Annotated in this window: 23 protein-coding genes; 13 read left to right on the top strand and 10 right to left on the bottom strand. The window is 57.7% G+C overall.

What is annotated here, in order from left to right; genetic code table 11:
• Positions 1 to 50 precede the first annotated feature (50 nt).
• From ruvB to Q1K23_RS02205, 3 genes are read left to right on the top strand one after another with little or no spacing between them, the layout of a single operon-like run.
• Complete coding sequence (ruvB, locus tag Q1K23_RS02215; RefSeq protein WP_300361839.1) at positions 51 to 1,058, top strand: Holliday junction branch migration DNA helicase RuvB; 1,008 nt, start codon at positions 51 to 53, stop codon at positions 1,056 to 1,058.
• 31 nt (positions 1,059 to 1,089) lie between these two features.
• Positions 1,090 to 2,175: an AI-2E family transporter gene (locus Q1K23_RS02210; protein ID WP_300361837.1), complete on the top strand. Its 1,086-nt coding sequence runs from the start codon at positions 1,090 to 1,092 to the stop codon at positions 2,173 to 2,175.
• A complete protein-coding gene (locus Q1K23_RS02205) occupies positions 2,172 to 2,732 on the top strand; it encodes a TlpA disulfide reductase family protein (protein ID WP_300361836.1) in 561 nt (186 codons plus the stop codon). Before Q1K23_RS02210 ends, Q1K23_RS02205 begins: the two co-directional genes overlap by 4 nt.
• Here the strand turns inward: Q1K23_RS02205 and lgt are convergent.
• The 7 genes from lgt to hemB form a co-directional block, all read right to left on the bottom strand.
• Positions 2,704 to 3,537 carry a prolipoprotein diacylglyceryl transferase gene (gene lgt / locus Q1K23_RS02200; protein WP_300361835.1) on the bottom strand — a complete coding sequence of 278 codons (834 nt, stop codon included), beginning with the start codon at positions 3,535 to 3,537 and terminating at the stop codon, positions 2,704 to 2,706. The two genes, Q1K23_RS02205 and lgt, sit on opposite strands and share 29 nt — an antisense overlap.
• Before the next feature lie 2 nt (positions 3,538 to 3,539).
• A complete protein-coding gene (locus tag Q1K23_RS02195) occupies positions 3,540 to 3,965 on the bottom strand; it encodes an META domain-containing protein (protein WP_300361834.1) in 426 nt (141 codons plus the stop codon).
• Positions 3,958 to 5,238 (bottom strand): (Fe-S)-binding protein, encoded by a 1,281-nt coding sequence (locus tag Q1K23_RS02190; RefSeq protein ID WP_300361832.1) that lies wholly within the window; start codon positions 5,236 to 5,238, stop codon positions 3,958 to 3,960. The genes Q1K23_RS02195 and Q1K23_RS02190 overlap by 8 nt, the downstream gene beginning before the upstream one ends.
• 68 nt (positions 5,239 to 5,306) lie before the next feature.
• Positions 5,307 to 6,674, bottom strand: coding sequence for an oxygen-independent coproporphyrinogen III oxidase (gene hemN / locus Q1K23_RS02185; RefSeq protein ID WP_300361830.1), 1,368 nt, complete (start codon positions 6,672 to 6,674; stop codon positions 5,307 to 5,309).
• Positions 6,675 to 6,768: 94 nt separating this feature from the next.
• Positions 6,769 to 7,278, bottom strand: coding sequence for a DUF2603 domain-containing protein (locus Q1K23_RS02180; protein WP_300361828.1), 510 nt, complete (start codon positions 7,276 to 7,278; stop codon positions 6,769 to 6,771).
• A gap of 11 nt (positions 7,279 to 7,289) precedes the next feature.
• Positions 7,290 to 8,219, bottom strand: a complete 930-nt coding sequence (argF, locus tag Q1K23_RS02175) for an ornithine carbamoyltransferase (RefSeq protein WP_300361827.1) — start codon at positions 8,217 to 8,219, stop codon at positions 7,290 to 7,292.
• A gap of 80 nt (positions 8,220 to 8,299) precedes the next feature.
• The gene (gene hemB, locus Q1K23_RS02170) at positions 8,300 to 9,268 is read right to left on the bottom strand and encodes a porphobilinogen synthase (RefSeq protein WP_300361826.1); all 969 of its coding nucleotides are present in this window, start codon (positions 9,266 to 9,268) and stop codon (positions 8,300 to 8,302) included.
• 111 nt (positions 9,269 to 9,379) lie between these two features.
• Between hemB and ribA the strand changes: the two genes are divergently transcribed.
• The 8 genes from ribA to Q1K23_RS02130 all read left to right on the top strand — a co-directional run bounded on the left by ribA (position 9,380) and on the right by Q1K23_RS02130 (position 15,444).
• Positions 9,380 to 9,958, top strand: coding sequence for a GTP cyclohydrolase II (ribA, locus tag Q1K23_RS02165; protein ID WP_300361824.1), 579 nt, complete (start codon positions 9,380 to 9,382; stop codon positions 9,956 to 9,958).
• A complete protein-coding gene (gene rsmG / locus Q1K23_RS02160) occupies positions 9,955 to 10,548 on the top strand; it encodes a 16S rRNA (guanine(527)-N(7))-methyltransferase RsmG (RefSeq protein ID WP_300361822.1) in 594 nt (197 codons plus the stop codon). The genes ribA and rsmG overlap by 4 nt, the downstream gene beginning before the upstream one ends.
• Positions 10,542 to 10,778 (top strand): PP0621 family protein, encoded by a 237-nt coding sequence (locus Q1K23_RS02155; protein ID WP_300361820.1) that lies wholly within the window; start codon positions 10,542 to 10,544, stop codon positions 10,776 to 10,778. The genes rsmG and Q1K23_RS02155 overlap by 7 nt, the downstream gene beginning before the upstream one ends.
• Positions 10,779 to 11,174: a hypothetical protein gene (locus tag Q1K23_RS02150; protein ID WP_300361818.1), complete on the top strand. Its 396-nt coding sequence runs from the start codon at positions 10,779 to 10,781 to the stop codon at positions 11,172 to 11,174. It begins immediately after the preceding gene.
• A 78-nt stretch (positions 11,175 to 11,252) separates the two neighbouring features.
• Entirely contained in the window at positions 11,253 to 12,113 is an 861-nt protein-coding gene (gene htpX, locus Q1K23_RS02145) for a zinc metalloprotease HtpX (protein ID WP_300361816.1), read from the top strand.
• Positions 12,113 to 13,015 (top strand): glycosyl transferase, encoded by a 903-nt coding sequence (locus Q1K23_RS02140; protein WP_300361815.1) that lies wholly within the window; start codon positions 12,113 to 12,115, stop codon positions 13,013 to 13,015. Before htpX ends, Q1K23_RS02140 begins: the two co-directional genes overlap by 1 nt.
• A complete protein-coding gene (locus Q1K23_RS02135; RefSeq protein WP_300361813.1) occupies positions 13,008 to 14,222 on the top strand; it encodes an MFS transporter in 1,215 nt (404 codons plus the stop codon). Before Q1K23_RS02140 ends, Q1K23_RS02135 begins: the two co-directional genes overlap by 8 nt.
• 64 nt (positions 14,223 to 14,286) lie before the next feature.
• Positions 14,287 to 15,444 (top strand): multiheme c-type cytochrome, encoded by a 1,158-nt coding sequence (locus Q1K23_RS02130; protein ID WP_300361811.1) that lies wholly within the window; start codon positions 14,287 to 14,289, stop codon positions 15,442 to 15,444.
• Here Q1K23_RS02130 and Q1K23_RS02125 read toward each other — a convergent pair.
• Both Q1K23_RS02125 and Q1K23_RS02120 read right to left on the bottom strand, forming a co-directional pair.
• Complete coding sequence (locus Q1K23_RS02125) at positions 15,424 to 16,272, bottom strand: alpha/beta fold hydrolase (protein WP_300361810.1); 849 nt, start codon at positions 16,270 to 16,272, stop codon at positions 15,424 to 15,426. The two genes, Q1K23_RS02130 and Q1K23_RS02125, sit on opposite strands and share 21 nt — an antisense overlap.
• Entirely contained in the window at positions 16,269 to 17,279 is a 1,011-nt protein-coding gene (locus Q1K23_RS02120) for an alanine racemase (RefSeq protein ID WP_300361809.1), read from the bottom strand. Before Q1K23_RS02120 ends, Q1K23_RS02125 begins: the two co-directional genes overlap by 4 nt.
• A gap of 42 nt (positions 17,280 to 17,321) precedes the next feature.
• Here Q1K23_RS02120 and Q1K23_RS02115 point away from each other — a divergent pair, with 42 nt between their 5' ends.
• Positions 17,322 to 17,543: a hypothetical protein gene (locus Q1K23_RS02115; protein WP_300361808.1), complete on the top strand. Its 222-nt coding sequence runs from the start codon at positions 17,322 to 17,324 to the stop codon at positions 17,541 to 17,543.
• Positions 17,512 to 18,531 (top strand): agmatine deiminase family protein, encoded by a 1,020-nt coding sequence (locus Q1K23_RS02110; RefSeq protein WP_300361807.1) that lies wholly within the window; start codon positions 17,512 to 17,514, stop codon positions 18,529 to 18,531. The genes Q1K23_RS02115 and Q1K23_RS02110 overlap by 32 nt, the downstream gene beginning before the upstream one ends.
• A 6-nt stretch (positions 18,532 to 18,537) precedes the next feature.
• On the opposite strand, the gene Q1K23_RS02105 is transcribed toward Q1K23_RS02110, so the two are convergent.
• Positions 18,538 to 18,996 carry a hypothetical protein gene (locus Q1K23_RS02105; protein WP_300361806.1) on the bottom strand — a complete coding sequence of 153 codons (459 nt, stop codon included), beginning with the start codon at positions 18,994 to 18,996 and terminating at the stop codon, positions 18,538 to 18,540.
• Positions 18,997 to 19,391: the final 395 nt, after the last annotated feature.

Here is a 19,391-nt window from a genome sequence, read left to right as displayed (position 1 = left end):
GTAGCCGCGGCGGCTTCGCCGGTGCGGCGTGTTTGCCGGAGGCAAGATAGATGGAACGGATGGTAGAGATCGAAAAGTTCGATTACGAAAACAGTTACGAGGCCTCCCTGCGTCCTTCGAAATGGGACGAGTACATCGGCCAGGAAAAGATCAAGAAAAACCTGCGGGTCTTCATCGAGGCGAGCAAAAAACGGGGTGAAGCCCTCGATCACGTTCTCTTTTTCGGCCCTCCGGGTCTGGGGAAGACGACGCTGGCCTACCTCATCGCTTCGGAGATGGAGAGCCAGATCAAGGTGACGGCGGCGCCCATGATCGAAAAGAGCGGCGACCTGGCGGCCATCCTGACCAATCTCGAGGAGGGCGACATCCTCTTCATCGACGAGATTCACCGGATGAGCCCGGCGATCGAGGAGATCCTCTACCCGGCGATGGAGGATTACCGCCTCGACATCATCATCGGCAGCGGGCCGGCGGCCCAGACGATCAAACTCGACCTGCCCCGCTTCACCCTCATCGGCGCCACGACGAGAGCGGGCATGATCTCCAACCCCCTGCGGGAACGCTTCGGCATGCATTTTCGGATGCAGTTTTACGAAAGCCGTGAACTGGCGAAAATCGTCCAACAGGCCGCGGAAAAGCTGGACAAGCCCTGCGAAGCCGACGCGGCGCTGGAGATCGCCCGACGCAGCCGGGGCACGCCACGCATCGCCCTGCGCCTGCTGCGCCGTGTCCGGGATTTCGCCGAAGTGGAAAACGAAAACCGCATCCATCTGGAGCGCACCAGATTCGCCCTCGACCAGCTCGGCGTCAACGAGGAGGGTTTCGACGAGCTCGACATCAAGCTGCTCCGCCTTCTGATCGAGGCGAAGGGCAAGCCGCTGGGCCTCTCCACGATCGGCGCGGCCCTCAGCGAAGACGAGGGAACCATCGAGGACGTCATCGAACCCTACCTTCTGGCCAACGGCTATATCGAGCGCACCGCGCGGGGCCGCATCGCCACCCCCAAAACCTACGAGCACTTCAAACTTTCACCGATGAGAGAGGGAGGACTTTTTTGAGCGAGACAGATAACACCAAAGCGAGGCTTTCGTGAAGCCGCAACATTTCATCACCCTGCTCCTTTTCATTTCAGGATGGTTCGTCTACGAGGTCTTCCGCCCTTTCATGCAGGATATCGCCATCGCCGTGCTGCTGATGTTCGCGACACTGGGCATCTCCAAATACGTACGCCATCACTTCGACAAGCGATGGCAGATCAGCACGATCATGTCGCTTCTGCTCGGCATCATGTTTTTCGGACCGCTCGTCTACATGATCAACGCCATCGCCGTGATGGTCACCCACATCGATCCCATCGCGATCCACGAACTGGTCGTCAAGACAGCCGACTATCTCCAGGGGATTTCGCTTCCATACGATTTTATGGCCCGTTTCAATATCGATACCGATGCCATCCACAGTACACTGAGCAACCTGTTCAGCGAAGAGAGCATCCGCAAATATCTAAAACACACCCTCTCCTTTTTCGGAAGCATGGCGACCCAGAGCGCCGTCTTTTTCAAAGATATGGTCCTGATCCTGATCTTCTATTTCTTCGCCTACTACTACGGCGAAAAGATCGGTCCCTTCATCAAACGGATCCTTCCCCTCGATACGGCCCAGACCCAGCTGCTTTTCAACGAACTCTCCAACTCTATGGGCGTGGTCTTCTTCTCCATTCTTGCGACCGCCATCTTCGAGGGGACGCTCTTTGCCATCGTCGTCCTCTTTTTCGGTCTCGATGCGATTTTGCTGGGCATTCTCTACGGCTTCGCGTCGCTGGTGCCCGTCATCGGCGGCGCGCTGATGTGGGTGCCTACCTCGATCTATCTCTGGGTCACCCAGGGGAGCACCCCCGCGCTCGTCGTGGCGATCTACTCCATCGTCGTCATTTCGGTCGTCGCGGATACTTTCATCAAGCCAATCATCATCAGGGAGATCGACCAGAAGATGCTCAAAGAGACCAACGCCCTCAACGAGATGCTGGTCTTCTTCTCCATCATCGCCGGTTTGACGACCTACGGATTTTGGGGTATGATTATCGGTCCGGCGATCACGACCGTATTCATCGCCATCCTGAAACTCTATGTCCAGTTTCAGACCGGATCCAAATCACCGCTAAAGGAATTCAGATGAAAAAACTCTCAAGTGCGCTGTTCGCACTCTCCCTGCTTCTCATCCAGCCCGCGTTCGCGACGGAAGCCGCCGCTACACAGGCGCAAAAACCCGAAGAGGTGACACTCACCTTCGAACTGAAAGGCCAAAACGCTCCGACGCTCCATATCAAGGAGGCGCCCAACGGCATCGTCATCGAGGAGTACAAAGGCAAAATCGTTCTTCTCAACTTTTTCGGGAAACACTGCAAATGGTGTATGAAAGAGATCCCGCATCTGGTCTCGCTGCAGGAGAAATACAAAAAAGATTTCCAGGTCGTCGCCATTCACGCCCAGCAGACGATGACACCGGGCGAACGCCACCTGCTGGAGAAGAAGTTCCACTTCAACTACCCGATCTACGAATACTCCGACAATCCCGACTTCACGCAGTACATAGCCCATCGCGCCGGATGGGAGGGGGGACTGCCCTTCTCCATCGTTTTCGACAAAACGGGAAGCGCGGCCCGCATCATTCCCGGCTACGCTCCGGAAGAGGATATCGCGCAGATCATCGAGGCGCTGGAGAAGACGAAGTAGTTTTTCGAGACAGATAGATGTAGATGAGGATGCCTCCCGCGATCATCAGGGTCGACAGGAGCTGTCCCATCGTCATCCAGCCGCAGCAGACGAAACCGACCTGGATATCCGGCTGTCTCCAGAACTCCGCGACGAATCTCGCCAGTCCGTAGAGAATGGCGTAAAGCGCGATCAGCTCCCCTTCGAACTGCCTCTTTTTTCGGTAGAAAAAGAAAAAGAGCGCGATGGCCACCCCTTCGAGCAGCGCTTCGTAGAGCTGTGAGGGGTGCCTGAGCGTGTGGTGGACATAGATCCCCCAGGGTACCTCGGTCACGCGTCCCACCAGCTCCTGATTGAGAAAATTCCCGACTCTTCCGAACACATACCCCACCGGCACACTGAGCGCCACCAGATCCATCCACATCCAGAAGGAGGTTTTCGTCTTCCGCACGAAAAGGAGTGTGGCGAGGATGAATCCTATGACGGCCCCGTGGTAGCTCATGCCGGCGATTCCCGTGAACGTCCCGCCCTGGAAAGGGTTGAAGATCTGCCAGGGATGGGTGAGGTAGTAGGAGGTATGGGGATCGTAGAAGAGGATGTACCCCAGACGGGCTCCGAGAATGACACCGATCTCCACGTAGATGAAAAATCTCTCCAGCGTTTCGCTGTCGATCGGGTAACGGTCACGCCTGACGTACCATTTGGCGGCATAGAGCGCCGTCACCAGCGCCAGGACGTACATGATCCCGTACCAGTGGATTTTGATAGGCCCGAGCGTCAGGGCGATGGGATCGAAATGTTCGTAGATATGCTGCCAGAACTCCATGGTCACTCGGACTTCACGAAAATCAGACGGTGCTCGTCATCGAAAATCTGAAGGTTTCTCTCTTCGTCGAAATTCCACCATTTCGTCCCTTTGAAGAGAGCGAAAAGCCTCTTTTCGACATCGCCCGCTTTTCCCATGCAGTATCTGCGCGTCGAACCGATCGGTCCGAAAGTGATCGAAGTGCCGTCGAGGGTCACTTTGCCGAAGTAGCTGTTGCAGCCGCTGAAGCCCGAAATCTTTCCTTCGCTTTCGAAACGGATCGTGGCGGGATGTTTCAGCTCGATCGGGTCGTTGTCGATCATGACGAGTCTCCAGCCGGTTCCGACGAGCTGCTTTTGGCACGGTTCGTGATTTTGCATCGCTTCCACGGCACATCCTTCGAAAACGAAAAGTATCGCGATCAGAACGCTCCACAATCCTTTAGCCATTTTTGGCCTCCAGCGCTTCGGCGATCAGTTCGATCGGATTCTTGAAGACGGCCCTGCTCTCGTTCTGGTAGAGGGCGTTGCTCAGCTGCATCCGGCAGGCGCTGCATTCGGAAGCCACCACATCGGCGCCCGTATCGTCGATCATCGCCGCTTTCGGTTTGCCGGCCGCTTCGGCGAGATGGAACTTCTCGGTCTGGATCGTCACGCCTCCGAAACCGCAGCAGCGATTGGGATCGCTCATCTCCGTGAACGCGTAGTTTTTCTTCAAAAGCTCGCGCGGCTCCTTCCAGATGCCCTGCACCTTCCGGGCGTGGCAGGGATCGTGATAGGTCACCAGCAGCTCTTTGCGCACGCCCCGCTCCTCCAGCAGCTTGGGCAGACGGGTACGGGTGGCGAGCCATTCCGTCGCCATAAAGATCTTTTCGTTCAGCTTCTCGGCCCTCTTCGCCCAATCCTCCATCCCGCGATTGCGGAAAAAGACGGCCCAGTCGTGCTTGATCATCGCCGAACAGGTCGCTTCGGGAACGATGATGGCGTCCACGTCGTCGATGAAACGCTCGAAATAGGCGATATTCTGCTTCGCCAGCGCCTCGACGGTCGCGAAATCACCGGTAAAATAGGCCGGTGCCGCACAGCATTTCTGCTCTTTGGCGAAAAAGACATCGATCTCCAGCTCCTCGAGAATCTTCACCAGACCGTGGCCGACGCCGGTGTAGTTGTAGTTGGCCAGGCAGCCGATGAAGATCGCCACGCGTCCCTTGCCGCCGTGGTCGAGATTTTCCCGGTAGCTGTTGAGGACGCTGGTACTGGCCATACTGGGAAGCAGGCGTCCCTTTTTGATGATGGGCAGATTGAACCGGGGCGTCAGGCCGCCGTACTTTTCCTCGGTCTGCACGGCGCAGGTTTTGAAGACATACCCCAGCTTGCTGGCGATGTCCATGATCTTTCGATGACGCAGCAGAAAGAAGAAGAGGCGCTTGAACCAGGCGATGCCGTATTTGTCGGCGATCTCCTTGCGGACCTCCTCGATCACCATATCGGTCGGCAGGTCGTTGGGGCAGACGTCGACGCAGTTGGTGCACAGAAAACAGCTCTCGAAGATATCCTTCGCCGTCCTGTCGAGCTCCAGTTCGCCCCTCTCATGGGCACCCAGCAGGTCGATGAAACCGCGGGGGCTGGTCACCTCGTCGGCATTGACGTTGTGGATGGTACAGACCGGGATGCATTTCCCGCACTTGATACAGGCATCGCTGACGGAAGTATAGTTAAACACGAAATCTCTCCCGATGGAAGCGGCTCTGCCGCCTCCTCAATTTTTCATTTTTCATTTGACGCGCAGCGTCATACCGTTTTGCTGAATGTCTTCTTGCTTTCGGCGTGCTTTTTCATGTAGGCATCGAAAGGCATCGCGATATTGCGGATGACGAGCGTGCCCGTCTCCGAAACGGTGATGGCGTCGTCGCCGATCTGTACGAGCCCCTCTTCGACCATCGGCTGCAGCTCGGCGAGGGCGTCGGCGAAGTAGCTTTTGAAATCGATACCGAAAGTTTTTTCGATCTTTTCGATATCGAGTTTGAAATTGCTCATCAGATCCATGATGACCGCTTTTCGGATCCTATCGTCCTCGCTCAGCTCCACACCCCGCCAGAAAGGGAGCTTTCCCGCGTCGATCGCCGCTTCGTAGGGTTCCATATCCTTGTAGTTCTGGGCGTAGTAGTCCTCGCCCTCCCCGATGCTGGTGAGACCGATACCCAGCAGATCGACACCGCCGCGGGTCGTGTAGCCCTGGAAATTCCGGTGCAGTTCCCCTTTTTCGATCGCCTTGAAAAGCTCGTCGTCGGGTTTGGCGAAGTGGTCCATCCCGATCATTCTGTAGCCGTGGCTCGTGAAGTAGTCGATCGTGTGCTGCAAAATCGCCAGCTTCACGTCGGGACTGGGGATCGTCGTCTCGTCGAGCTTGCGCATCGTCTTCTTCAGCCACGGCACATGGGCGTAGTTGAAGACGGCCAGACGGTCCGGATCGAGGGAGTGTGCCAGCTCCAGCGTCTTTTTGAAACTCTCCAGCGTCTGGTAGGGCAGGCCGTAGATCAGGTCGATGTTGATACTCTCGACTCCGTACTTTCTCGCCAGATCGACCGCCTGTTTCGTGATGTCGTAGGGCTGGATCCTGTGCACCGCCTGCTGCACCTGCGGCTCGAAATCCTGCACGCCGAAACTGATCCGGTTGAACCCGTGCTTTTTGAGCACCTTCATCTGCTCTTCGTTGAAGAAACGGGGATCGATCTCGCAGCTCGTCTCGGCGTCTTTGGCGAAATTGGGGAAATGCTTCTTCACCGTCTTCATGATCGCATCGAGCTGTACGGCGCTGAAGAAGGTGGGTGTCCCGCCGCCGAAGTGAAACTGCACCACCTCGCTCGAGGTATCCATCGTCTGGGAGAGGATTTTCAGCTCTCTCGTCAGATAGTCGATATAGCGGACCTTCTTCTCCTCTTTGGAGGTGAAGACGACGTTGCATCCGCAGAAGTAGCAGGCACTTCGGCAGAAAGGCAGATGGATATAGATCGACAGAGGCTTCTTCGCATCACGCGATTTGAGCTTTTCCACGTAGCGGTCGTAGGTGAACTTCTCGGAGAACTCCACCGCCGTCGGATAGCTCGTATAGCGCGGACCGGGCTTGGAATATTTGACGAACTGTTTGAAATCGATCATATGAGGGACTCCCTTCGAAATTGGGCCATTTTCCCATAATTTCTATAAATAAGCGATAAACCGGAAAGTGTAGTTCGGCGTTTCAGCCGGCCGGTCAGAAACCGGCCTCGTTCATGTCGTCGTCGCTCAGCTGCAGGTCTTTGAGGGAGTAGAAGAGATTGGGGTGTTTGCGTTTGATGCTTCGCACAAGGTTTTCCAGATCGACGCCCGCCGCCCGCTGGTCGCCCTCTTTCAGCCGCTGCTGCAGTTCGTGCATCGCGACGGTCCAGACATCGTGGAAATCGATCGGAAGCTCCTTGGCGATGGCCCTTTCGAGTCTGGCCTTGAAAACCTCCTCGCCCATGTGCTGCAGAGAGTTCACGATCCCCATCATCGCTTCGGCCGTGGAGAGGATCAGCAGTTTGCCATCCTCGTCGATGACGAACCAGGGCTGTTCGTCGCCCCAGCTGCCCCGTTTGAGCTCGAGGATTTTGTGTTTGTCGTCCTCTCCCGGTTTGATCTCCAGGACCGGTCTTTCGGTCGGAGAGGGCATGCCGAGCTTTTTGGCCACCAGATCGATCTCTTTGAGCTGCTGTTCCACCGGCAGATTTTTCAGACTTTTCATATCGACCTCCATCAAACCTCGTCCCTTTTGCCGTCGAGCCAGACCATGACCCCTTTCTGGGCGTGCAGACGGTTTTCCGCCTCGTCGAAGACGACGCTCTGCGGGCCTTCGAGCACCTCTTCGGTCACCTCCAGCCCCCGATAGGCGGGCAGGCAGTGCAGAAAGATCGCGTCCGCTTTCGCCAGCTTCATCAGAGCCTCGTCGATGGTGTATCCGGCGAAATCCCTCAGACGCTTCTCCTTCTCCTCCTCGTCTCCCATCGACACCCAGGTATCTGTCGTCACGACATCGGCGCCCTCGATGGCGTCTTTCGGATCGTCGGTGAAGAGCAGCGTCGCGCCGCTTCTTTTCGCGAACTCCACGGCGTCCTCGACGATCTCGGGATCGCACTCGTACCCTTTGGGAGTGGCGACGCGAAGCTCGAAACCGAGCTTGGAAGCCAGCATCAGCCAGCTGTGGGCCATGTTGTTGCCGTCACCCACGTAGGCGACGACGGGATCGCGATCCTTGCCGTGTTCGATCATCGTCATATAATCGGCCATCAGCTGCACGGGGTGGTACTCGTCGGTCAGGCCGTTGATCACCGGCACGTTCGAAAAACCGGCGAACTCTTCGAGTTTCTTCTGGCTGTAGGTGCGGATCATCACCATGTCGCACATGCGGCTGATGACCCGTGCCGTATCCTTCATCGGTTCGCCCCGCCCGAGCTGGATGTCGCGGGAGGAGAGAAACAGGCCCGTACCGCCGAGCTGATAGATACCCGTCTCGAAGCTGACCCGCGTCCGGGTGCTCGATTTTTCGAAAATCATCGCCAGCGTCTGCTTCTCCAGATAGGGGGTGAAGCGTTTCGCCTTGGTCTCCGCCTTGATCCGGAGACCCAGATCGATCATCTCCAGGATCTCCTCTTTCGTAAACTCTTTCAATGTCAAAAAATGTCTCATCGTAAAATTCCTGTTATTGGTGTATTGGTAAATTTGGTGTATTGGGTCTCTCTCCCTAATCGCCTATGACCAATAACGAACTACCGAAGCAGCTCGGCCGCTTCCTTCGCGTGATAACTGATGATGATATCCGCACCCGCGCGCTTGAATCCCAGCAGCGTCTCCATCATCACCTTTTCGTAATCGATGACGCCGGCCTTGCCCGCCATTTTGAGCATGCTGTATTCGCCGCTGACGTTGTAGACCGCCAGGGGCAGATCGCTCGCCTCGCGGATGTCGCGGATGATGTCCATATAGGCCAGCGCCGGCTTGACCATCAGGATGTCGGCACCTTCGCGTTCGTCTTCGAGACTCTCGAGAATCGCCTCCCTGCGGTTGGCCGGATCCATCTGGTAGCTGCGGCGGTCGCCGAAGCTGGGCGCGCTCTCGGCCACGTCCCGGAAGGGTCCGTACCAGGCGCTGGCGAATTTCGTCGAATAGCTCATGATCGGTATATGGCTGAAACCGGCACTGTCGAGCCCCTCGCGGATCGCCAGGATCATTCCGTCCATCATGCCGCTGGGCGCGATCATATCCGCTCCCGCTTTGGCGTGGACGATCGCCTGCTGCGCCAGGTTCCTTAGCGTGAGATCATTATCGACCGTTTCGAGCTCCGGGTTGAGAACGCCGCAGTGACCGTGGTCGGTATACTCGCAGAAACAGAGATCGGTGACGAAGAGCATGTCGGGATGGGCCGCCTTGAGCGCCCGAAGCGCCGTGGCGATGATGCCGTGCTCGCACAGCGCGTCGCTGCCTACGGAATCCTTGACGTCCGGAATCCCGAAAAGAATCACCGCGCGGATCCCCAGCGATTTGAGGATGTCGCACTCCATGATCGCCGAATCGATACTCATCTGATAGACGCCCGGCATCGAAGCCACCTCGTTCTTGACCCCCTCGCCGCTTCGGATGAAGAGCGGGTAGATGAAATCCTCCGGTGTCAGCACCGTCTCTCTCACGAGATCGCGGAGAACGGGATGGAGTCGTTTGCGTCTAAAACGTGCGAACATGGCAAAACCTTTACATATGGTATAATCGCGCTGATTTGTCCGCCGCGTCACAGAGATGGCGGCGGGTTTTTGAAAACGCCTATTTTACCAAAACATTAGGAAAAATAACGAATGAATATCGAAATCTCCGAAGTCGCCAACCTTCCGACCCGATTCGGAACCTTCAAGATCCAGGCTTTCAAAGAGATCCTGGAGAACGGCTGCTTCAAGGAACACCTCGCCATCTTCACCGATCCGCTTCCCGACACGCCCGTGGTACGGGTCCATTCGGAGTGCCTGACGGGAGACGCCCTGGGCAGCCTCAAGTGCGACTGCGGCGAGCAGCTGGCCTTCGCCCTGCATTTCATCCAGAGCCAGGGCGGCATGGTGATCTACCTGCGGCAGGAGGGGCGCAACATCGGGCTTTTGAACAAGGTCAACGCCTACGCCCTGCAGGACAGGGGTTTCGATACCGTCGCGGCCAACCACCAGCTCGGTTTTTCCGCCGACGAGCGCACCTACGAGATGGTCGAAACGATCCTTGACCATTTCGGCATCGAAAAAATCCGCCTGCTGACCAACAACCCCAAAAAGATCGAGAGTCTCGAAGGGGTGGAGATCGTCGAACGCCTCCCGATCGTCGTCGAAGCCAACCCCCACAACGAATCCTATCTGCAGACGAAAAAAGAGAAGCTGGGACATCTGCTGTGAATCTGAAACGCCGTATCGAAGAGGCGGGCATCGACCTGCCCGAAGAGACGCTCGAGCGCCTGGAGGATTTCAAGCAGCACCTGATGAAGTGGAACCGCATCCACAATCTCACCGGCGCGAAAACGGTTCCGGCCGTCGAGGAGCAGATCTTCGACTCGATCTACCCTCTCGTTTTCCTGCCCCCCTGCGACACGCTGCTGGATATCGGCACGGGAGCCGGCTTTCCCGGTATGGTTCTGGCCATCGCGATGCCCGATACGGAGTGCACCCTCTGCGAACCCCTTCACAAACGCGCCTCTTTTCTCGGGTTCATCGCCCGTGAACTGGGACTCGAAAACGTCACGGTCGAAGCCAGGCGCGTCGACGCGCTGGAACCCAGACCCTACGATCTCGTCACCTCCCGCGCCGTGACCGACACACCGACACTCATCGAGTGGAGCAGGCCCTTCATCGGCGGGCGGACCCATCTGCTCTTCTACAAAGGCGAACACGTCTTCGACGAAGTGAAGAGCCTCACACACTGCGACTTCGAGCTGATCACCCGGGACAAACGCAACTATCTGTGGATAAAGGACGCCTCCAAATGCTGAAAATCGTACTCACCATCGCCGTCATCGCCGCCGTCTACTTCTTTCTGATCAAAAAACCGCAGGTGACGCAGCACAGGCGCAAACGTGCCGACGACGAAAAACGCAGACCCAAAGCCGACGAAGAGATCATGGTCGAATGCGAAAAGTGCGGCACCTTCGTCAGCAGCCACGAAGCGATCATCGTCGACGGGAAATACTACTGTTCCAAAACCTGCGCAGGAGTGAAATAGATGATCATCATCGGACATCCCGACATCCCCTACGAACCCTTCTACTATGTCGAAACGATCGAAGAGATCGGCCATACCCCCGCCAACGCCACCCTATGGCTGGGTCCCTGGAGAGAGACGAAAGAGATCGCGAAGCACTGCCGTGCCAACCGCATTTCCTACGCCGTCATGGCCCTGTCTATCGAGGATGCGCTTCTGGCCAACGCCCTGCGGGCCGCCTACATCCTGGCCGACGCCACGCTGGCGCCGCGGATACAGAAAATCGCGGAAACCTATCTCTTCGACGCCAAAATCCTCCTGCCCGTCTCCGACGAGGCGGAGCTCGTGAAAGCGGCGGAGGATGGCATCGACGGCGTCATCTTTCAAAATGCGATTACTCTGCCCGCATCATCTTGACTTTAGTTTGTTTCAATAGTATTATTTAGTCCAAAAGACTAAACTATCATTTCTGATCATAATAAAGGAGAATAGATTATGGAAGCAGTCAAAACCGTTGTCCTACTGACACTCATGACCCTGCTGATGGTCTGGATCGGCGGGATGTTCGGCGGCACGACGGGCATGATGATCGCCCTGGTGCTGGCCGGCGCGATGAATTTCTACGCCTACTACTTTTCGGACAAGATGGTCCTGGCCCATTACCACGCCGTGGAGGTGGACGAGCGCAGCGCCCCGGGGCTCGTCGCCATCGTCCGCCGTCTGGCACAGAAAGCGGGTCTGCCGATGCCGAAAGTCTATGTCATCCCCGAACGGGTCCCCAACGCCTTCGCGACGGGGCGCAACCCCAGCCACGCCGCGGTAGCGGTCACCGAGGGGCTGCTGGACCTGCTGGACGAAGAGGAGATCGAAGCGGTCCTGGCCCACGAGCTGAGCCACGTGCGCCACTACGACATCCTCATCGGCACGGTGGCCGCCACGATCGCCGGGGCGATCGCGATGATCGCCAACATCATGCAATTCGGCGCCTTCTTCGGCGGCGGACGGGACGAGGAGAGTCCCAATCCGATCCTGATGCTGGTCATGTCGATCATCCTGCCCATCGCCGCGGGGATCATCCAGATGGCGGTGAGCCGCAGCCGCGAGTTCGAGGCCGACGCGGGAGCCGCCCGGCTGACGGGCCATCCCGAATGGCTCGAAAGCGCCCTGATCAAACTCGAAAACTACAACCGCCAGGGCATCCTGCCCGAAGCGACGCCCGAAACGGCCCACATGTTCATCGTCAACCCCTTCACCGGCAAGGATATCAGCTTCGCCAACCTCTTCAGAACCCACCCGACCACCGAACAGCGGATCGAACGGCTCGAAGAGATCCGGCGTGAAATGATGCGCGGATAATGGACAGCGCTTTCATCCGCTACATCAAGTGCGTCGGCACCGGCGCCAGGCACAACCGCGACCTCTCCAGAGAGGAGATGCAAGACGCCATGGCACGGATGCTCGACGGCCGCGCCGCGCCCGAACAGATCGCCGCCTTTCTGCTGGGATGGCGCCTCAAGCCCGAAACGACCGAAGAGTTCCTCGGGGCGATCGACGCGATCGACGCCGTCACGAAAAAATCTCCCGTCGAAAACGGGATCGAACTGGGCTATCCGTTCGACGGCAAAGCCGACAACCCCTATATCTTCCCCCTCGCCGCCGAAGCGCTCCGCCCCTTCGGCCTGGACGTCGTCGTCAGCGGCGGCGCCCTGCAGCCCGCCAAAGGGGGCGTGACGGTACGGGAGGTGTGCCGCGCACTGCCGATGCCCGAAAACCTCCACTGCTTCGATAGGGAGAACTACTGCAAACCGCTGGCCGACCTCTCGCCCGTGCGAATGAAGCTGGGCATACGCACCGGCCTCAACACCGTCGAACGGCTCCCCGACGTCGGAGCGTGCGGCACGGCCCTGATCGGCGTCTTCCACAAACCCTACGTCAAAAAATATGCCGAAATCTTCGGAGAGCGCTACCGGCGGCTCCTTGTCGTCAAAGGCAACGAAGGGACCCCGGAGATCTTCGGAAAGTGCCGCGTCTGGGTCTGCGAAGCGGGAGAGATCGCCGAACAGGTCGTCGACCCGGCCCGTTTCGGGATCGACTACCGAAAATCCTTCGATCCCATCGGAAAAGAAGAGAGCCTGCGAATGCTCCGTGAACCCTCGGATGCACTGATACAAATCGCCCGCCTCAACGCCGCGCTGTGGCTCTTCGCCAAAGGGGTCGCCGCATCCCTCGAAGAGGGGTGGGAGATGCTGCATGGATAAACTCTCCAACCATATCAAAAACGTTCTCCACGGATTTTTCCTCTCGATGGGCACCACCGTCGCCGAGCCGGCGACGATTTTGCCGCTGATGATCAACTATTTCGGAGGAAGCCCGGTGCTCATCGGCTTCTTCAGCGGACTGCTGCGGGGCGGGGCGGTGCTGATGCAGCTCTTCGCCGCCTACAAGGCCCAGCACTACGCCCGGATGCTCCCCTATCTGCGGCGCGTCTTCGCGGCACGCTTTCTGTCGTGGTTTTTCATCGGCGTCGCCATCCTCCTGTTCGGGGAGAACCACCCGACACTGACACTCTGGAGTATCGGCATCGGCCTCTTTCTCTTCAGCTTCAGCGCCGGTTTCGGCGCCATCTACTTCCGGGAGATCGTCGCCAAGATCTTCAGCCACCGTTTCCGCGGAAAGACGATGGCGTGGCGGCAGTTCTTCGCCGGCCTGGGGGCGCTGATCAGCGGCGCCGTGGCGGCGTGGGTGCTCGAGGCTTTCGAGCCGCCCCTCGATTTCGCCTATCTCTTCATGCTCAGCGCCCTTCTGATGGGAGTGGGGCTTTTCGCCTTCGCCACCGTCGACGAGCCGGTCAAGACCCATTTCGAAACGAAGATCGAGAGTTTCACCGCCTTTTTGAAGCACGCCCTGGAGATTCTCAGAGCCGACCGGCAGCTGCAGATCCAGATCGCCACCTTCCTGCTGGCCTACGGCTACCTCATCGCCATGCCCTTCGTCATCCTCGACGCCAAGGAGACGATCCACCTGGGAGGCAAGGAGGTGGGCATTCTGATCACCGTGCAGATGGTGGGTGCCATGATCAGCAACGCCCTGTGGGGGAAACTGGGAAGCCTGGGGCACTACCGCCTCGTCGCCGTTCTCAGTATCGCCATGAAGCTGGCCGCCGTGCTGATGGCCTTTTTCGCCCACTCCCTGTGGATCTACGGCCTCATCTTCTTTCTCTTCGGTGCCGCGGGCGACGGCAGCCGCATCGCCAGCTCCAACCTCATCCTGATCCTCGCTCCCGAAGAGAAACGACCCCTCTACGTGGCGGTGCAGATGAATATCGTTTCGCTGGGGATGTTCTTCTCGATCCTGGGCGGATTCCTGCTCCATTTCGGCGGCTATCACCTGCTCTACGGTGTCACGCTTCTCGTCGTTCTGGCCGCTTTCGTGCTCTCTTTCAGACTCGTCGACAAAGCGCCTTGACATGCGTCAAAGAGCTTTCGAAGTTTAATCGGATAGAATTCCGTTCAAAAACGGAGCTTCTTTCATGATACGATCTCTCCTGCTTCTCGTCGCAGCCCTCTCCCTGGGCGCTTCCCAGAAATTCGTCGCTTCCAAGGTCTGTGCCAAGTGCCATCCCGTCATCTACAAGGAGTACATGGGATCCATGCACCGCAACAGTTCGGTGGCCAACGACCCCGTCCACCGAGCCGTCTGGGACAAACATCCCCTCAAGAAGAAAGAAAAGTACAACTGCGGCGTCTGCCACACCCCCTCCGATACGGCGCTGACGGAAGCCCTCGCAAAAGGGGAGCCCGCCCTGCCCGAAGACAACGAGATCCAGAAAAACGAACCGATCGGCTGCGCCTACTGCCACCGGATCCAGTCGATCCGCACCCACGCCCGCCAGAATCTCAACATCCTCAACGAGACGCCCAAATACTACTACGCGGCAAAAGACGGCAAATCCCAGGAGGAGAAGGTGGAGTTCCACAAAACCAGCAGCTTCTTCGGGCTCAACCGAAAGACCAGCGGATCGCCCTTCCACACGATCGACTACTCCAACAAACTCTTCTCCACCGGTCACATCTGCCTGGGATGCCACGACCACAAGCAGAACAAGCACGGGTTCGCGATCTGTTCCATGAACATCAAGGAGAACGATCCGGAAAAGCACAACTGCATCGCCTGTCACATGCCCCAGATTCCCGGCTCCTACTCGACGATCGTCAAGAGCGAGACCCACGCCTACCACGGCTTCGCCGGCCCCCACGTCCGTCCGGAGCTGCTCAGGCACGCCGTCTCCCTCGAGGCGAAAAATGTCGACGGGAAGCTCCGGGTGAAGATCGTGAACCACTCGATCCACAAACTCTTCACCCATCCCCTGCGGCTGGGACAGCTGCGCATCGAAATCCGACGCGGCGGCAAAACGATCGAGGCAAAGCCTGTCAACTTCTTCACTCTCCTGGGGCATGAAGGCAAACCGGCCATGCCGTGGGTGGCCGACGAAGTTCTAAAAACCAACGCCATCGACGCATCGAGCGAAAAGGTGATCGACACGGATATCCCTCTCGAAAAGGGCGACCATGTCACATTGACCCTGGGATTTCATATCGTCAACCCCAAAGCGGCCGCGAAACTGGGAATCGACGACAAAGAGATCACCGATTTCAAAGTGCTGAAGTCAGAGACCTTCCTTTTCTAATATTTCGGTATAGAGGTGTGGAAACGTCTTGAACGCTTCCACATGGCCGATCCCCTCGAACGTCACCACTTTCGCCGACGGGCAGAGTCTCTTCAGCAGATGCCAGTGATAGACCGGCAGGAGCTCGTCTTCGCTCTCCCGGATATAGAGAATCTCCTGCCCGCACAGCTTTTTGCAACGCTCTTTGTTGTCGGCTTTTTCGAAATCCTGTCCGAAAAAGAGGTGGGCGATCCGGCGGATGAGAGGATAGGCCGCGGGAGGAACGGAAGCCCTTTTCCAAAGCTCCTGTCTGACGACCCTTCCGAAATCGATCCACGGCGCATGGGCGACCACTTTTAAAAAATCTCCGGGTCTCTTCTCCGCCATCATCATCGCCGTCACCGCTCCCATCGAAAATCCGTGCAGAATCCATCTGTGTTTTCCCACAGGATCGATCTTTTCGAGCCAACCCAGCATGTCGGCATGCTCCCTGACACCGAAATAGACGTAACGGCCGCCGCTTTCGCCGTGGGCCCGCAGATCGACCATCATCACGTTGTAGCCCCGGGCATGGTACCAGGCCCCCAGATCGAAGATCCCGGTATGAAAACCGTTGCGGCTGCCGGCCTTGCCGTGCAGAAGAAGGACGGCCCGCTCGCTACTTCCTTCGATCCACCACCCCCTGAGCGTGACGCCGTCGGCGGTGGTAAACGAGATATCCTCGTATTCGGCTCCCCACTCCGCCGGTGTCCTCTCGATCGGCTCGCGGCTTCCCCGTATCTGTTTGTGAATCACGTAGAAGGGGTAAAGAACGAGAAAGAGGAGAAAAAAGGCGATCAGCAGTGTCATACGGCGATTCTGGGAATGGAGGGGTGGAGTTTGACGAGGATGTCGTAGCCGATCGTACCGAACTGTGCCGCCGCTTCGTTGGCGTCTTCGAAGAGGCAGATCTTTTCGTCGTCCCCTTCGACGGAGAGCAGATCCATCGAAACGCGGCCCACGACCTTCCGTCCGTCGGGCAGTCTGTAGGGGGCGGACGCGTCACCCCTGTACCAGCCGTCTCCGTAACCGATGTCGTAGGTCGATACCGTGCCCCCTTCGGGGAGACTCCCCTCGCCACCGTAGCCGATGCGCGCGCCGCCGCCCAGCCTGCGGGTCGAGACGCGCTCGGCCCAGAGAGACATGACCGGTTTGAGCGGAGGGGTTTTGAAAGCCGCCGGCATCCGAAGGCAGCCGTAGGCGGCGATACCGACCCGCGCGATATCCTCGTCGAACCTCTCCGTGCGAAAGAGTGCCGCCGAGTTGCAGCTGTGCCAGCGAAGCGGCCCGACACCTGCCCTTTCCACCGACGCGCGCACCGCTTCGAATCGTTTCCTCTGCCAGAAAAACTCGCTGCCCATCTCGTCGGCGCTGCGGTAATGGGTCATGATACCCCGAAGAAGAAGCCCCCGCCTGTCGACTTTTTCGACCGCCTCCATCACCTCTTCCGGCAGGATACCGTTTCGATGCATGCCCGTATCGACTTTCAGTTCGACCCGCGTCCCTTCGGGGATCTTTTCGATCTGCCGCCAATCGTTGATGGCGATATGGATGTTCGTTTCCGGCCTTCGGGCCGGTATATCGGCCAGGACGAGGACCGTTTCGAACCCTTCGGCGACCGCCTCCGCCTCCGCCATCGTCCGCACGACGGCATGGCGCACGCCCGCCTCCTTCGCCAGATCGGCCATGAGCACCAGACCGTGCCCGTAGGCGTTGTCCTTGAGCACCAGCGCGATCTTTTCTACCGATTGCGTTTTGCGTGCGATTTGGCTAATATTGTGGAAAAAATTTTCGCGTGAAATCCGGATAAAAGACATGACGTCATTTTATCCAAAAAGCGGTGTCAAAGGAGGTCTTCCATGAAAAAAATATTTTTTCTCCTTCTTTCCATCCTGCCGGTCGTGGTGACCGCGGCCGAACCGGAATTCGTGCCCCACAGCGGCGCGTCGGCCCATCCGATCGTCACCGCGATCAAGATCGTCGGCATGATCGCCACGGCGGTTTTCGTCGTCGTCATGGTCGTAAGAAGCGTCAAGGTGGTCAAACACGATGAAGACGACAGCGTGCACCTTCCCGACTGAGTGGCACCGGCAGGATGCCGTGCTGATGGCCTTTCCCCATGAGGGGACCGACTGGGCCCGAAGCGGCCTCAAAGCCGCCCTCACCCCCTTCGTGCGCATAGCGAGCGCCATCGCCTACAACGAGCCGGTCATCATCCTCTGCCGCGACGCCGAATCGGTCAAATCCCACTTCTGCGACATCCGCAACATCACCTTCGTCGAAATCCCTTTCAACGACACGTGGACCAGGGACTACGGCCCCATCACCGTCTACGAAAACGGTACGAGGAAATTTCTCGATTTCACCTTCAACGGCTGGGGAGGAAAATTCGAAAGCGCACTGGACGATGCCGTCACGGCGGAGCTGGTGAAAAGAGGCTATCTCTACGGGGCATACGAAAAGGTCGACTTCGTCCTGGAGGGCGGATCGGTGGAGACCGACGGCGAAGGAACGCTCCTGACCACCTCCAGATGTCTGCTCAACCCCAACCGCAACCCCGACAGAACGAAAGATGAGATCGAGAAGTTTCTAAAAGAGAAGCTCTGCGTGCGCCGCATTCTCTGGCTCGACCACGGCGAGCTGGCAGGCGACGACACCGACGCCCACATCGACACGCTGGCCCGTTTCGTCGACGAAGAGACCATCGCCCACGTCACCTGCGACGATCCTGAAGATCCCCACTACGAAGAGCTCGCGAAGATGAAAGAGCAGCTGAAGAGTTTCCGGACCGAAAGCGGAGATCCCTACCGCCTCGTGCCGCTGCCGCTCCCCTCTCCCAAATTCGACGGGGAGGGAAACCGCCTACCCGCCACCTACGCCAACTTTCTCGTCACCAACCACGCCATCCTGCTGCCCACCTACGACGACCCGCTGGACAAAGAGATGGTCGATCTCTTCAAAGAGCTCTTCCCGACACGGGAAGTGATCCCGATAAACTGCATGAAACTGATCGAGCAGGGAGGCAGCCTCCACTGCTCGACGATGCAGATACCTACCTTTTATGAATGATTAGGATCAGGCCGGACCTTCTCCCCCATCGCCGGGAGATGGTGTTTCCCCCTCTCCCTCACCGGGGCTTTCGGGTTCCTCCTCTGAAGGAGGATTGCCGCTCGAGGGAGTGTGATCGCCATCGTCATCCTCGATCGTATTGACATAACCCGCCGACACCATCCAGTCGCTCTGGATAAAATCCCAACCGCCCGTGATCGCGAAATCCTCGAAGAGGTAGCCCGCACCGATATCGGCTCCGAATTTGTTGACAGGTGCCCACGGATAGTAGCTGACCCCCGCTGCGCCTATGACGTTGTTTTTCTCCCGGCTGGAAATCACTTTGACGGAGATACCCAGGTTCCCGCCACCGATCTCTCCACCCCACGTATACGACACACCGAACATCGCCTGCGGCCCGTCGGCGTATGCCGCCATCGACATCGCGAGCACACCCGCCAAAACCGCATTTTTGATCGTTTTCATCACAGAGCCTTTCTTGAATTATCAACACCAGAATCCATTCCTTTCGGAATATCTTCACAGCTTTTGGTTACCTTATGTTCATTATCTCTTCAATGTCTTTAATAGTTCATTAATGTTAATGGAAAAACTCTTCAGGCAGGAGTTTTTGATATACTTTTCCATCGTTAACGAACCGGAGGGAACAATGCGGATCGCGTTGATACAACACGCATGGCAGGGAAGCAAAGAGAGCATGCGACGAAAAAGCCGTGAGCTGATCGCCGAATCGGCGAAGAAGGGAGCGGAACTGGCCGTGCTTCAGGAACTCCATCAGGGGCCATACTTCTGTCAGCACGAGAGCACGGAGCTTTTCGATCTGGCGGAAGATTACGAGAAAGATATAGCGTTCTGGAGCG

Origin of the sequence: Hydrogenimonas sp. (assembly GCF_029933015.1) — a bacterium.
Taxonomy (GTDB): Bacteria; Campylobacterota; Campylobacteria; order Campylobacterales; family Hydrogenimonadaceae; genus Hydrogenimonas.
The sequence above is the reverse complement of the archived record's forward strand: the minus strand, read 5'-3'. Positions and strand labels throughout refer to the sequence as shown.